Annotated in this window: 11 protein-coding genes; 2 read left to right on the plus strand and 9 right to left on the minus strand. The window is 68.7% G+C overall.

Going from position 1 to position 14,933, the window contains the following annotated elements; all coding sequences use genetic code 11:
* The first annotated feature begins 21 nt into the window (after nucleotides 1-21).
* Complete coding sequence (locus tag PSR88_RS14000) at nucleotides 22-1,731, plus strand: AMP-binding protein (protein WP_016882351.1); 1,710 nt, start codon at nucleotides 22-24, stop codon at nucleotides 1,729-1,731.
* Nucleotides 1,728-4,949, plus strand: a complete 3,222-nt coding sequence (locus PSR88_RS14005) for an acetyl-CoA carboxylase family protein (RefSeq protein WP_011595481.1) — start codon at nucleotides 1,728-1,730, stop codon at nucleotides 4,947-4,949. The genes PSR88_RS14000 and PSR88_RS14005 overlap by 4 nt, the downstream gene beginning before the upstream one ends.
* Nucleotides 4,950-4,970: 21 nt before the next feature.
* Here PSR88_RS14005 and PSR88_RS14010 read toward each other — a convergent pair whose 3' ends face one another.
* The 9 genes from PSR88_RS14010 to PSR88_RS14050 all read right to left on the minus strand — a co-directional run bounded on the left by PSR88_RS14010 (nucleotide 4,971) and on the right by PSR88_RS14050 (nucleotide 14,929).
* A complete protein-coding gene (locus tag PSR88_RS14010) occupies nucleotides 4,971-5,972 on the minus strand; it encodes an MDR family oxidoreductase (RefSeq protein ID WP_029539094.1) in 1,002 nt (333 codons plus the stop codon).
* Between the two features lie 88 nt (nucleotides 5,973-6,060).
* Nucleotides 6,061-7,137, minus strand: coding sequence for an L-idonate 5-dehydrogenase (locus PSR88_RS14015; protein WP_016882349.1), 1,077 nt, complete (start codon nucleotides 7,135-7,137; stop codon nucleotides 6,061-6,063).
* Nucleotides 7,138-7,172: 35 nt separating this feature from the next.
* A complete protein-coding gene (locus PSR88_RS14020) occupies nucleotides 7,173-8,111 on the minus strand; it encodes a sugar kinase (protein WP_016882348.1) in 939 nt (312 codons plus the stop codon).
* Nucleotides 8,111-8,725 (minus strand): bifunctional 4-hydroxy-2-oxoglutarate aldolase/2-dehydro-3-deoxy-phosphogluconate aldolase, encoded by a 615-nt coding sequence (locus tag PSR88_RS14025; protein WP_016882347.1) that lies wholly within the window; start codon nucleotides 8,723-8,725, stop codon nucleotides 8,111-8,113. Before PSR88_RS14025 ends, PSR88_RS14020 begins: the two co-directional genes overlap by 1 nt.
* A complete protein-coding gene (locus PSR88_RS14030; protein WP_020476797.1) occupies nucleotides 8,722-10,101 on the minus strand; it encodes an MFS transporter in 1,380 nt (459 codons plus the stop codon). The genes PSR88_RS14025 and PSR88_RS14030 overlap by 4 nt, the downstream gene beginning before the upstream one ends.
* Before the next feature lie 51 nt (nucleotides 10,102-10,152).
* A complete protein-coding gene (locus tag PSR88_RS14035) occupies nucleotides 10,153-11,688 on the minus strand; it encodes a mannitol dehydrogenase family protein (RefSeq protein WP_029539093.1) in 1,536 nt (511 codons plus the stop codon).
* 5 nt (nucleotides 11,689-11,693) lie between these two features.
* The gene (gene manD, locus PSR88_RS14040; protein ID WP_011595487.1) at nucleotides 11,694-12,911 is read right to left on the minus strand and encodes a D-mannonate dehydratase ManD; all 1,218 of its coding nucleotides are present in this window, start codon (nucleotides 12,909-12,911) and stop codon (nucleotides 11,694-11,696) included.
* The gene (locus tag PSR88_RS14045) at nucleotides 12,908-13,912 is read right to left on the minus strand and encodes a 2-hydroxyacid dehydrogenase (protein ID WP_016882345.1); all 1,005 of its coding nucleotides are present in this window, start codon (nucleotides 13,910-13,912) and stop codon (nucleotides 12,908-12,910) included. Before PSR88_RS14045 ends, manD begins: the two co-directional genes overlap by 4 nt.
* Nucleotides 13,913-14,929, minus strand: a complete 1,017-nt coding sequence (locus PSR88_RS14050) for a LacI family DNA-binding transcriptional regulator (RefSeq protein ID WP_005250920.1) — start codon at nucleotides 14,927-14,929, stop codon at nucleotides 13,913-13,915.
* Between the last annotated feature and the right edge of the window lie 4 nt (nucleotides 14,930-14,933).

The following is a 14,933-nucleotide window of genomic DNA, read 5'->3' on the forward strand; positions in this document are numbered from 1 at the left end:
GCACAGAATCGGGAGTTCGGTATGCCCACTTCGCCTTCGAGTGACCTCACGGCCCTGGAATCGGCCCTCGCCGAGATACGCGAACTCCAGGACGCCGCGTGGCCACCGCAGGTACCGCGGACAGTCGAGTACCCGATCGAGGGCCGCACCGTGATCGACTACCTGCGGCACTGGGCGACGGAACGACCGCAGACCGTCGCGATCGACTTCTACGGTCGTGCCATCACCTACGCCGAACTCGACGAACTGTCCGACCGCTTCGCCGGCTGGCTCCTGCAGCGGGGCGCGGCCGCCGGCGACCGCGTCGGCGTCCATCTCACCAACTGTCCGCAGTTCCATGTGGCGATGCTCGGGATCCTGAAGATCGGCGCCGTCCACGTCCCGATCAATCCGCTGTTCCGGGAGCACGAACTGGCGTACGTACTCGACGACGCCGGCGTGGAGATCCTGCTGACGCAGGATTCGTTCGCGGCCATGGTCGACTCCGTGCTCGACCAGACGGCGTTGCGGCACGTCGCGATCACCGCCCTGTCGGACCTGCTGCCCGCCGAACCCAGCGTCGCACCGCCGTTCCCCCTCACCTCCGCACCCACCGACTGGGCGCAGATCATGAACTCCGTTCGCGCCGAGCCGATTCCGATGGATCCCGACGCGTTGGCGGCACTGAACTACACCGGCGGCACCACCGGGATGCCGAAGGGCTGCGAACACACGCAGGCGCACATGGTCTACACCGCCGCCACCGCGACACTGGCCGGCGGCAGGCAGGTGGGCGAGGCTCCCCCGGTGGTCCTCGGGTTCCTGCCCATCTTCTGGATCGCCGGCGAGGACTTCGGCATCCTGTACCCGCTGATCAACGGCGGCACCGTCGTGCTCCTCAACCGCTGGGACCCGGACGCCGCGGCGACCCTCGTCGACAGTCGTGGGGTGACGTCGATGGTCGGGACGGTCGACAACTATGTCGAACTGATGGATCTGCCCGGCTTCGCCGAACGAGACTTCTCCACGCTGGACAACGCGATGGCCGTGTCGTTCGTGCTGAAGCTCGACCCCGCGATTCGCGGCCGCTGGCGCGACGCCACCGGCCACGTGCTACGGGAAGCCAGTTACGGGATGACGGAGACGCACACCGCCGACACCATCACGCTCGGCTTCCAGACCGACGACGAAGACCTGCTCAGCGAACCCGTGTTCTGCGGACTTCCGGTTCCGGGCACCGACGTGCTGATCGTCGACGATGCCGGGGCGCCCGTGCCGGTGGGGCAAGCCGGACAGATCGTCGTGCGCAGTCCGTCGCTGCTCACCGGTTACTACGGCAAACCCGACGCCACCGCTGCCGCGCTCCGCGACGGATGGCTCCAGACCGGCGACGTCGGCAAGCTGAACGGCAAAGGCGCACTGCACTATCTGGCGCGCAACAAGGAAATGATCAAGACCAACGGAATGAGCGTGTTCCCCTCCGAGGTCGAGGCACTGCTCATGCTGCACCCCGACATCCAGTCGGCCGCGGTGGTGCCGAAGCCCGATCCGGGCAAAGGCCAGGTGCCGTTCGCGTTCGTTCAGCTCCTGCCCGACCGTCAGGTCTCGGGAGAGGAACTGCAGGAGTGGGCCGCCCGGAACATGGCCACCTACAAGGTGCCCACCGTCGAGGTGCTCGACGCCCTACCCATGACGGCGACCGGGAAGGTCCGCAAGGCCGACCTGTTCGCCCTGGCCGAGGAGTACAAGTGACCCTGCTGGTCGCCAATCGTGGCGAGATCGCGCTCCGCATCATCCGCACCGCCGAGGAGATGTCGGTCGACACCGTCGCCGTCTACGCGGAGGACGATGCGGACAGTCCCCACGTGCGCGCGGCAACCGAAGCGGTCGCGCTCCGCGGTTCCGGCCCGTCCGCGTATCTGGACCCCCGGGCCATTCTCGGCGCGGCCGCCGAGTTCGGTGCCACGGCAGTGCACCCCGGCTACGGATTCCTCAGCGAGAACGCCGCTTTCGCACGCGCCTGCGCCGAGGCCGGACTGACCTTCGTGGGCCCGAGCCCCGACGTGCTCGACATCTTCGGCGACAAGTCGTCGGCACGTGAGGCCGCGGTGGCCGCGAAGGTGCCGGTGCTCACCGCGACCACCGGTCCCACCGACCTGGACGGCGTCCGCGCGTTCTTCGCGGAACACCCGGGCGGCATCATGATCAAGGCGCTCGCGGGCGGCGGTGGTCGCGGCATCCGTGCCGTCCGCAGCGCGGACCGGGTCGAGGAGGAGTACCGGCTGTGCGCGTCCGAGGCGCAACTCGGATTCGGCAACCCCGCACTGTTCGCCGAGGCACTCCTCGACGGCGCCCGGCACATCGAGGTGCAGGTCGTGGCGGCACCGCAGGCGGGTGTGACGCGGGCCCTGGCCGTCGGTGACCGCGACTGCAGCGTGCAGCGCCGCCACCAGAAACTCGTCGAGATCGCCCCCGCGCAGGGGCTCGACCCGGGACTGCGCAGCGAACTGCACGAGGCCGCGGCTCGGCTGTGCGCCAGTGTCGGGTACCGGGGACTCGCCACCGTCGAATTCCTGGTGTTCCGGGACGGCTTCGTGTTCCTGGAGGTCAATCCCCGAATCCAGGTGGAGCACACGGTCACCGAGGAGGTGACGGGGGTCGACCTCGTCGCCGTGCAAATCGACGTCGCCCGGGGTGCGGACTACGGGGACCTGTCGCTGCCCGACGGCGTCAGCGCCGTGGGGCTCGACACGTCGGGCACCCCCGCCGCCGCGCGTGGAATCGCCGTCCAGGCCCGCGTCAACATGGAAACGATGCGCCCCGACGGTCAGGCCGTTCCCGCCGCGGGCACCCTGTCCGTCTTCTCGCCGCCGACGGGACCGGGTGTGCGCGTCGACACCTACGGCCGGCCCGGACTGTCGCCGAGCCCGCGGTACGACTCGCTGCTCGCGAAGGTGATCGTGCATTCGCGAGGCCCGTCGTTCTCGGCCGCAGTACGCAAGGCGGATGCGGCGCTCGCCGAGTTCGTCGTCGAGGGCGTCCCCACCAATATCGGCTTCCTCCGGGCGATTCTGGCGGATCCCGGCTTCGCCGACGGCGTCGTCGGCACCGACCATCTCGCCGAGCGGATGAGCGCGCTCGTCGACGCCGCGCACGTGCACCAGCCGGCGGAGGTGGCGTCGGAAACACTCGAGTTGCGGGCGGGTGAGGACGTGCTGCGCGCCCACATGGCCGGGACCGTCGTGGAGGCTGCCGGAGAAGGTGCGACCGTGGAGTCGGGTGCTCAGCTCGTGGTGCTCGAAGCCATGAAGATGCAGCACGTGATCGCCGCGCCCGCCGGTGCGGTGGTCCAGCGGAATCTGGTGTCGCCCGGGCAGAACGTCAACGCCGGCGACCCGTTGGTCGTGATCCGCCGCACGGGATCGGAGGCCGGTGACGTCGCCGACAGCGCAACCGATCTGGATCGTGAGCGCGCAGACCTGGCGGAGATCCGGCAGCGACACGAGGTGACCCTCGACGCCGCCCGGCCCGCCGCGATCGCGAAGCGCACGAAGCTCGGGCGGCGCAGCGCACGGGCCAACATCGACGATCTGGTCGATCCCGGCAGCTTCGTCGAATACGGACCTCTCGTCCTGGCCGCGCAGCGCAGCCGCCGCTCCGAGCAGGACCTGATCGAGAACACCCCCGCCGACGGGCTCGTCGCCGGGCTCGCCACCGTCAACGGCGACGTATTCGGTTCGCGCGACGCGCAGGCGGTGGTGCTGTCGTACGACTACACGGTGCTCGCCGGAACCCAGGGCATGCGCAACCACGCGAAGACCGACCGGGTGATCGAACTCGCCGGCCGCAAGCAAGTCCCGGTGGTCCTGTTCGCCGAGGGCGGCGGCGGACGGCCGGGTGACACCGACGCCGGCCCGGCAGCAGGACTGGACCTGAACACCTTCCGGTCGCTGGCGGCGCTGAACGGGAAGGTCCCGCTGGTGTCGGTCGTCTCCGGGCGCTGCTTCGCGGGCAACGCCGCCCTCGCCGGAGTCTGCGACGTCCTCATCGCCACCCCCGACGCGAACATCGGCATGGGCGGCCCGGCGATGGTGGAGGGCGGCGGACTCGGGGTGTACCGGCCGGAGGACATCGGACCCGTCGACGTGCAGCGGCGAAACGGCGTCATCGATCTGCTCGCCAGGGACGAGGCGCACGCCGTCGAACTGGCGAAGAAGTACCTGTCGTACTTCCAGGGCGCGCTGCCCGAGTGGGAGGCCCCCGACGAGCGGCTCGCACGCCACGTCGTCCCGGAGAACCGGTTGCGCGCCTATGACGTTCGCAGTGCCGTGGAAGCCATCGCCGACGTCGGCTCTGTCCTCGAACTACGCCGCGACCACGGCGTCGGCATCGTCACCGCGCTGATCCGGGTGGAGGGGGCGCCGTACGGGCTGGTCGCGAACAGCAGCCACCACCTCGGCGGCGCGATCGACGCGGTCGCGGCGGACAAGATGGCCCGCTTCCTGGAGCTGTGCGAATCGTTCGGCCTGCCCGTCGTCTCGCTGTGCGACACACCGGGATTCATGGTCGGCCCCGACTCGGAGAAGGAGGCCACGGTTCGCCGGTTCGGCAAGCTGTTCGTCGCGGGCGCGCGGATGACCGTGCCGTACGGGACGATCATCCTGCGCAAGGGGTACGGCCTCGGCGCGATGGCCATGGCGGGCGGTTCCTTCCACGCGTCCGAGTTCACGGTCGCGTGGCCGACCGGAGAGATCGGGGCCATGGGACTGGAAGGCGCGGTGCGGCTCGGATTCCGGAAGGAACTCGAGGCCATCGACGACCCCGCCGAGCGCAACACCGCGTTCGCACAACTCGTCGACGCCGCCTACCAGCACGGGAAGGCCCTGAACGCGGCGACGATCTTCGAACTCGACGACGTCATCGACCCGGCCGACTCCCGTGCCTGGATCGTGCGCCTCCGGCGCCCGTGAGTACTTGTTAACCGCGGGACGTTAATAAGTACTCACGGGGGCGACGCCCACCACGGCCCGGCCCGAGTAGGTGCCTGCCCGCACCTGGTCGATCACCGAGACGACGTCCGCGATCGGAACATCGTGGGTGATCGATTCGAGCCGGGACGGTGCGAGGTCGGACGCGAGACGGCCCCACAGCCGGCGCCGCTGGTCGATCGGGTACTGCACCGAGTCGATGCCGAGCAGGCTGACACCCCGCAGGATGAACGGCAGGACCGTGGTCTCCAACTTCGGTCCGCCGGTCAGTCCACTCGCCGCGACCGCGCCGCCGTATTCGATGGTGCTGAGCACGTGCGCCAGGGTGGCGCCGCCGACGCAGTCGACGGCGGCGGCCCACTGGGCCTTGCCGAGCGGACGCGGTTTCGTGTCGGGCTCCGGGAGGCGTCCGATCACCGTGCTCGCGCCCAGTTCGGTGAGCAGTGCCGCCTTCTCCGGCTTTCCGCTCGACGCGACCACCTCGAAGCCCGCCGCCGACAGCAGGTCGACGGCGACGGTGCCGACGCCGCCACTCGCACCGGTCACGAGCACCGGACCGTTTCCCGGCTCGACACCACGGGACAGCAGCGCCTCCACGCTCATCGCGGCCGTGAAACCGGCGGTCCCGATCGCGGCGGCGGTGCGGGTGGACATGCCGTCGAGTTTCACCACCCAGTCCGCCGGGACACGGGCGAACTGCGCGTACCCGCCGTGGCGGGCGGTGCCGATGTCGTAGCCGTGGGCGACGACCGTGTCACCGACGGAGAACTCCGGGGACTGCGACTCGACGACGGTGCCTGCCACATCGATGCCGGGCACGATGGGGTACTCGCGGACCACTCCACCCTTCGGCGTGAGAGCCAGCGCGTCCTTGAAGTTCACGCTGGAGTACTCGACCTGGATCGTGACCTCGCCCTGCGGCAGGAACGACTCGTCGACCGTCTCCTGGGAGAGGCCGATGGCGCCCTCGTTCTCGCGAGCGATCCAGGCGGTGAATTCCTTCATCAGCTTGCTCTCCTGACCTCGGGGGTGCGTCGAGACCATCATGCGACAACCGTGTCCCGCAGACGAGGCCGGGGCGAAGTTCCCCGGATCAGAAGCGCAGGAGCACCTTGCTCGACGAGGACGCATCCCGGGCCGATGCGAAGGCGGTGAGCGCATCGGCGACGTCGTACTCGGCGGTGACGATCGGATCCACCACCAGGGAGCCGTCGGCGAGGGCGGCCACCACCTCGTCGATCTCGTCGTTGAACCGGAAGGAGCCGACCAGGTCCAGTTCCCGGGTGATCGCGATCGACACGGGTACCGGCTGATCGCCGGAGGGAAGTAGACCGACCATGACGACCCGGCCGCCGCGGGCCGTGCCGTGTATCGCCGATGCGAGACCACGATGGTTGCCGGAGCATTCGATGGTGACGTCCGCTTCGACCGCCGCGACGGCGTCGGCGTCGGTGGCGGTGGCGGTGAGGGTCTCGTCCGCGCCCACGGCGCGCGCGATCCTCAGCGGGTACTCGTGCATGTCCACCGCCGTGATCTTCCCGGCGCCCGCACGCTTCAGTACCGCCACCACGAGCGCGCCGATGGGTCCGGCCCCGATGACGAGGACCGACCGGTCCTTCACCTCCCCTGCCCGCGCGACCGCGTGCCACGCCACGCTCGCCGGCTCGGCCAGTGAGGCCAGACGCAGATCGAGTCCGTCGGGAAGGACCCGGAGCATGCGGGTCGGCACGGCGACGTGGCTGACGAACAACCCGTCCGCGTGCGGAAAATGCGCCGCACTGCCCAGGTACGTGCATCCGGGCGAGATATTGGGGCGATCGGCCGGATACTTCGCGCTGTCGCCGCCGGGGGTCGCAGGATGGATGGTGACGGGGGTGCCGGCGCCGGGACCGCTTCCGTCTGTCGCACCGATCAGGACGGTGCCCGACGCCTCGTGTCCGAGCCGCATGGGTGCGCGAAGGATCGATTCGCCGGCGGCGCCGTGCTGCCAGTAGTGGAGATCGGATCCGCAGATCCCGCCGTAGGCGATGCGGATCACCGCTTCGTCCGGTTTCGGTGCGGCGATAGGCACCTCCTCCACGCGCAGGTCTTGCGCACCGTGGGCGACGACCGCCTGCGCGTGCGTCGGAACCTCGATGGCGTGTGAAGCGGTGGTCGGGCTGGTGTTCATCGGTGAAGTCCAGTTCTGTCGGAGGTCGGAGCCTGTCATCTGGTGACGGGTTCCGCGGTGGTGAGGAGCCCGAGTTCGTCCCGGCGCGGCATGCCCTCCCAGTCGCCGGACACGGTGCATGCGAACGCCCCGACTGTCACAGCGGTTTGCAGCCGGTCGGCGGGTGCCACGCCGGCCAGTCGTTCCGCGAGGTAGCCGGCGACGAAACCGTCTCCGGCCCCGACGGAGTCGACCACGCTCACCGGCACCGCGGGCAGGGAGTACGTCTCTCCGTCGATCATCGCCAGGCATCCCTGGGCCCCCAGTTTCAGGATGCTCTCGCGTGGTCCGAGGTCGCGGACACGGGCGACGAGTTCGGCGGGGGTGCCGTCGCCCACCGCGATCGCGGCCTCGTCCTCACCTGCGAAGACGATGTCCGACAACGCGATCAGCTCACGGAAGACGGGGGCCGCGTCGTCCGGCGACCACAGCGCGCGGCGATAGTTGAGATCGAATGACACCGGAATGCCCAGTGCGCGTGCCCGTTCGACGCAGTGCAGGGTGGTCTTCCTGGCGGTGTCGGACAGGGCAGGGGTGATGCCGGTGACGTGCAGCAGGGACGCCGACTCGAGGCGGTCGTCCGCGATGTCCGACATCGTGAGCCGCGACCCCGCGCTGCCGGTCCGGTAATACCAGACGCGGGTGGCGGTGGCGGTTCGCCGCTCCTTCACCATCAGTCCGGTCGGAGCATCCGGATCGCGGATGACGTCGGCGGTGATTCCCTCGGCCCGGAGTTCCCGTTCGATCAGGTCGCCCAGACTGTCCTGGCCGACGCGCCCGATCCAGGTGACGTCGACGCCGAGTCGCCGCAGCGCGATCGCGAAGTTCGATTCGGCGCCGCCGATTCCCACGTGGAGCGTGGAGGTGTGGGCGAGCGGTCCGGTGTCGACCGCCCTGGTGAGGGCCATCGTCTCGCCGAATGTCAGCACCGTCATCACGCGACCTCCAGTTCGGCGACGACGTCGGCGAGGCGCCGGCATCGTTCGGCCAGCTGCCCGAGGTCGCCGCCGCGGAGTGCGTCCCCGATCAGCGGGCCGCCGAGGCTGACCGCCGCCGCTCCGGCCGCGAACCACGCGGGGACGTCCTCGATGCCCACCCCACCCGAGGGAACCACCTGGATGTCGGGGAAGGGGCCGCGCAGGTGCCCGATGTACTCCGGCCCGACCACCGACGCCGGGAACAGCTTCACGGCAGTCGCACCCGCGTGCCATCCGTTCCACAGTTCGGTCGGGGTGAATCCGCCCGGGTAGATCGGAACTCCGGCACGCACGGCGGTGGCGATGACGTCGAGGTTGGTCGTCGGGGTCACGAGGTAGTCGGCACCCACGTCGAGGGCGGCGCGGGCCTGGTCGACGGTGGTGACCGTCCCGACCCCGATCTCGACGCCGTCGGGTGCGGCGCGCCGGATGCTGTTCAGGGACTCGAGGGTGCCCGGCGTGCTCATCGTCAGCTCGACGGCGCGCACCCCGTTCTTGGCGAGGACGGTCACCACGGGGGCGTATCGGTCGGCGTGCGCGGCGCGCAGCACCGCGATGACGGAGGAGGTCATGCCGCCGTCACCTCGCGGTCGGTGGAGTTGGCGGCCAGTGTGAGGTCGCGGTCGCGGGTTTCCGGTGCCATCGTCGAGGCGATCAGAACGGTCACGGCCATCACGATCATGTAGACGGCCACGGGGATCCACGAGCCGGAGAAGGCCGTGACGAGGGCCGCGCAGATCAGTGGTGCGACACCGCCCCCGAAGATCGAGGCGAATTCACGGCCGAGTGTGACGCCGGCGTAGCGGTAACGGGAGCCGAAGATTTCCGGGAAGTAGCTCATGGTGACGCCGACGGCGCCCTGGCAGGCCAGGATGAAGCCGACGATCATCGCCATCGTGATCAGCAGGTGTGAGCCGGTGTTCAGGGCCAGGAAGGTCGGCACCGGCAGGATGATCAGGGCGATCACGATCGAGATGTACACCGGCTTGCGGCCCACCCGGTCGGACAGACGACCGAACCCGTATGCCGCGATGCCGCCGCAGATGGCCCCGACCAGCAGCACCTTGGGAATGAACGTGGGGTCGACGTGCACGTCGTTCTTGAGGTACGACGCCATGAACACCTGGTACGTGTACGACTGCGCGCTGATGCCGATGGTCATGAACATGACGATGAATAGCGGCTTCTTGCCGTTCGCGAAGATCTCCTTCACCGGCGTCTTCGGAACCTGGTGCTGCTCCTTCAGTTCCTGGAACACCGGGCTCTCGTTGAGCTTGCGGCGAATGACGAACGCGGCGACCGTGACGAACAGACTGCTGATGAAGACGAGACGCCAACCCCAGGACATGAGCTGCTCTTCCGGCAGGAGCTGCGCTGCGATCCACGCGACTGCGCCGAGCGCCGTGCCCAGTGCGGCTCCCGTCATCACCAGGGCGGCGAGCCGACCTCGCCTGCCTATCTGCGCCGTCTCCGTCAGAAGGGTTGCACCACCGGACTGTTCGGCTCCCGCTCCGAACCCCTGGAAGAATCGGCATGCGACGAGGAGAGCGGGTGCGAGCAGCCCGACCTGACTGTAGGTGGGCAGCAGGCCGATACCCAGTGTCGCGCCGCCCATCAGCATCAGCGTCGCGACGAGCACCCACTTGCGGCCGAGACGTTCTCCGTACCGCGAGAAGAACAGGCCGCCGAGCGGCCGGGCGAGAAACCCGACGGCGTAGGCGCTGAAGCTCGCGAGGATGCCCGCCGCGGGCGAGATGTTCGGGAAGAACAGGGTGTTGAAGATCAGCGCCGAAGCGGTGCCGTAGATGACGAAGTCGTACTGCTCGAGCGTGGTGCCGATGAGCCCCGCCCACGCCGCCCGGCGGACCGCGGACGGGTCTGCCTGGGATGTACCGCCTGCGCGGCCGGGAGTTTTCGGGTTCACCGTGGGGTCGAGTGTAGTGTCCATGGATTCCTCCATTGATGGTTCCCGGAATTGTCCGGGCAAGGGGTGAGGGAGTCAGATGGTCGCGCTGGACCGCAGCGACGTGATCGTCCGGAGGTCCGGGACCGGATCGGATGCTTCGCCTGCGGCGACTGCCGGCCCGTGACGGACGATGATGTCGACGAAGTCGGCGATTCGCGAGACGAACTCGGTGTGCGAAGCGAGAGTGCTGGGAAACAGACCTCCGTCGACGAAGACGGAGCGAACGAATTCGGTAGTGGACGCGGCGTTGTCGGCCATTCCTGCCAGGCGCGCTCGAGCGGGGTCGGTCATGGATCGTGCGTGGGGGCCGGGGTCGAACCCGGGCGGCGGGGCGATGCAGCAGAGGTATGCCGCGACTGTGAGAGAAAGGTACTGCGGGACAGTACCGCGGCGGAGGTGTTCGAGCGCGGGGATCGGGATGCGCTGCGCCAGTTTGACCGATCCGTCGGATCCGACCTGCGAGGTGCGGTGTCCCAGAGCGGTATTGGACCAACGCGAGAAGAGTTGCCGGATGTAGTCGTCCGTGTCCACCGATTCGGGAACGGTGACCGTCGGCAGGTACTCGTCGCACAGGATGCGCCGCGCTGCGGCCTCGACGAACGGTTGCGCGACGGATTCGGGGATGGTGGCCCGCCCGTCGAGTGCGCCGAGGTAGGCGATGAGCGAATGCGTCCCGTTGAGCAGCCGGACCTTCATCAGCTCGTAGGGCTCGACGTCGTCGGTGAACAGCGCGCCACCGTGCTCCCAGGCGGGACGGCCGGCGGCGAACCGCTCCTCCATGACCCACATCGTGAACGGCTCCGCGGGGACGGCGATCGTGTCACGCACGCCGAGGTGTGCCAGTGCCGTCTCGTTGTAGCGGTCCGAACCGGAGGGCACGATCCGGTCCACCATGGAGTTGGGGAACGTCACGGACGAGTCCATCCAGGACAGCAGCTCATCGCGGAGAGTCGGCGCGAACGTTCCGACGAACTCGCGGACGAGTTTTTCGGTCTGACGCCCGTTGGACAGCAGATTGTCACAGCTGAGGATCGTGACCGGGGCGGCGTGTGTGCTCGCCCGCAGGGCCAGTCCGCGGGCGACCTGCCCGATCGTGGTGCGGGGCGTCCGCACCTCGCGGAGGTCGCGGCGAACGGCGTCGGAGTCGAGGTCGAGGGAACCGGTCTCGGGCGACACCGTGTACCCGTGTTCGGTCACCGTTATCGTGACGATCTTCGTCGCCGGGTCCGCGATCGCGCGGACGACGGACTCCGGGTCCTGTTCGGCCACCAGGGTTCCGGTGTGCGAACCCGGGACGCTCACACGAGAACCCTCCGGCGAGATCTCGACGACGCCGTACAGGAGGTCCTGCGCGTTCATCGCATCGGCAACGGTACTCGAGCGGCTCGCCACACCGAGGATGCCCCACGGTCCGGATTCGCGTTCCATCGCGAGCGCGGTGTACACCGCCTGGTGTGCGCGGTGGAAGTTGCCGAGGCCCAGGTGCACGATCCCGGTGCCTTCCGGCACCCGCCGGTGGATCAGTGCCGCGGCGGGAACGTTTCGGCGCGAGAGTGTCGGTTCGGACATGCTCGTCACCAATCCGTCATGGAGCCGTCACGGCGCCGGGCGACCGGGAGATAGGCCTGCTCGTACGGATGTTGCTCCGCGAGTTCCTCGTTCATGCTCACTCCGATGCCCGGAACGTCGCCGGGGGTGAGGTGCCCGTCCGAGAACGACCACGCGTGGGGGAAGACCTCGCTGACGAGCGGGTCGTAACCCATGTACTCCTGGATTCCGAAGTTCGGCGTCGCGAGCCCGAGGTGCAGACTCGCACCCAGGGAGATCGGCGAGACGTCCGACGGGCCGTGCGGGCCGCCACGAATCTGATACACCTCGGCGAGCGCGAAGATCTTGCGGACGTGGCTGATTCCGCCCGCGTGGACGATGGCCACGCGGATGAAGTCGATCAACTGTTCGGTGATCAGGTGCTGGCAGTCCCAGATCGTGTTGAAGACCTCCCCGATCGCCAGGGGTGTGGTGGTGTGGTTGCGCACCAGTCGCAGCGCGTCCTGGTTCTCGGCCGGCGTGACGTCCTCGAGCCAGAACAGGTCCACGTGTTCGACCGACTTTCCCAGCCGCGCGGCCTGCTGCGGGGTGAGCCGATGGTGGGCGTCGTGGAGCAATTTGAGGTCGGGGCCAACGTGTTCACGGACGGCTTCGAGGATCCGGGGTGCATGGTTGAGGTACGCGTCGGTGTCCCACACTTCCTCGACCGGGAGGGCGCCGCGGCTCGCGGGCTCGTATCCGGTGGCGCCCTGGTGCACGCCGTACACCGAATCCAGGCCGGGAACCCCGGACTGCACCCGAATCGCCTGAAAGCCCTTCGCGCGCTTCGCATCGACGGAGTCGAGCAACGCGGGCGCGTCCCACCCGGTCGCGTGGGTGTAGGACAGCACCCGGTCGCGGACGGCGCCGCCGAGCAGCTGGTAGACGGGCTGGCCGAGGGTCTTGCCCTTGATGTCCCAGAGGGCGACGTCGACGGCGCCGATCGCGGCCATCGTGACGGGCCCGCGCCGCCAGTACACGCCGCGATAGAGGTACTGCCAGGTGTCCTCGATCCGCGCCGGGTCGCGCCCGATCAGCAAGGGCGCGACATGGTCCCGGAGGTACGACGCGACGGACAGTTCGCGGCCGTTGAGCGTGGCGTCACCGTAGCCGACGACGCCGTCGGCCGTGGTGATCTTCAGGGTGACGAAGTTGCGGGTGGGGCTGCAGACCAGCACGTCCGCGGAGATGATCTTGTCGGTCATGCTCGTGATCCTTTCGAGCCGACGGCGGGAGCGACGACGTTGCGCAGTTGCTCACCGCGCGTGAGTCGAGTGATGTTGTCGGCGATGTCGTCGACCCGGCCGACGAACGTCTGTTGTGAGACCCCGGAAGAATGCGGTGTCATCAGGATGTTGGGGAGTTCGGAGAACGGCAGAGCGCTGGGCGTCCCGCGACCGTCGGGTCCGGGATAGTCGTACCAGACGTCGATGGCCGCGGCCGCGATGGTCGACGAGGACAGTGCGTCGAACAGGGCCTGCTCCTGGACGAGGGGTCCGCGGCCCACATTGACCAGCACCCCGTCGCGGCCGAGCGCGCGCAATTCGTCGGCGCCGATCATTCCCCGCGTCCGGTCGTCGAGCGGTGCGGACACCACGACGACATCGGATTCGACGAGGAGACGCCCGAGTTGGGAAACGTCGGCAGCCCAGTCCAGTCCCGCACCCGGCGCGTCGACGTTGCCACGACCGGTCACGGCCGCTCCTGTCGCGCCGAATGCCCGGAACAGGTTCCACGTGGCGTGGCCGATGTGGCCGAACCCCACGAAGCCCACTCGCGCGCCCTGCAGCGAATTCGACTGCGTGAGACGGTCGTCGTAGACCGAGGTCGCCCAGACGCCCTGCCGGAGCGCCGTGTCCTGCGCGACGAAGCCGCGCCGGAGCATCACGGTGGCCGCCACGACGTATTCGGCGATCGACTTCTCGTGATGGAAGGTGTTCGCCACCAGCACGTCCGGCGTCAGGGTATCGAAGGCGATGTTGTCCGTGCCGGCACCGGCGACGTGGACCAGACGCAGCCGCTCGGCAGCCGATGCCATGGACGGTGTGAACTTTCCCCCGACGTAGACGTCGGCGTCGCCCAGATCCTCGATCAGGGCGGCCTCGTCGAAGCTGTCGTGCCACGACAACCGTGTATCCGACGGAACTGCGGCCTCGAGCCGGGGGCGGTGCGGGATCAGGTTGCTGTCGGCAACAACGATTTTCATCTAGCGACTCTCTTTTCCGGGGCGAAACACCCGATCGTGCGCCGGTCCGGCCGAAGCTCTGACGACCAGTTGAGTGGGGAGATGGATTTCTCGGATATCGGAGTCCGGCTCGTTCGCGCGCTGGAACACCAGGTCCAGACTCAGCACACCGGCTCGTGCCATCGGCACGTTGATGCTCGTGAGTGCAGGGCTGGCGAGTTCGGCCAGCGGCGAGTCGTCGATGCCGACGACACTCAGGTCGGCCGGCACCGAGAAGCCCATTGCGCGGACGCCGTTCATCACTCCGATGGCCATCGGATCGTTGTGCGTGATCACGGCGCTCGCACCCGTCGCGATCACGCTCGCGGCCGCGGCGTGACCGCCCGCGAGGGTTTCCTGCTGCCAGCCGAGCAGACTCAGCTGCACGTCGCGGGCCTTGCAGAATTCCTCGACCGCGGCGACGCGGCGTTGGTTCGACCAGGATTGCGGCGAGCCCTGGACATACGCCAGGTGCTCGTGTCCGAGGGCGACGAGATAGTCGATGGCCTGGCGAATTCCGTCTTCCGAATCCGCCACGATGCAATCGCATTCGGGTGACGAGCGGTTGACGAGCACCAAGGGTGTGTCGCCGGCGAGCTGCACGATGTCCGATGCGGGCAGCCGTGGAGCGCAGACCACGAGTGCGTCGACGCGCCCCTGCAACTCGCCGAGAACCTCACGCTCACGGTCGGCGCTGCCGTCGGTGTCGGTGAGGAGCACGGTCTGGCGCCGGTGCCACCCCTGAGCCTGCGCCGCCTTCACGAAGCTCGCGAACACGGTGTGCCCGATGTCGGGTACCACGACCGCGACGGTGGTGGCGGTGGGGCGCACGACGTCGGTGCGGGTCGGTGACGCCGCCCGGTAGCCGATCTCGTCGGCGACCGCGATGATCCGCGCGAGCGTGTCCGGTCCGATCCGGTCCGGGGCACTGAATGCCCGTGACGCGGTGGACAGGGATACCCCTGCGCGTTGTGCGACCTCGGTCAAGGTGGGTGCCACGGTG

Source organism: Rhodococcus sp. DK176, assembly GCF_038447315.2.
Lineage (GTDB): Bacteria > Actinomycetota > Actinomycetes > Mycobacteriales > Mycobacteriaceae > Rhodococcus_F > Rhodococcus_F jostii_A.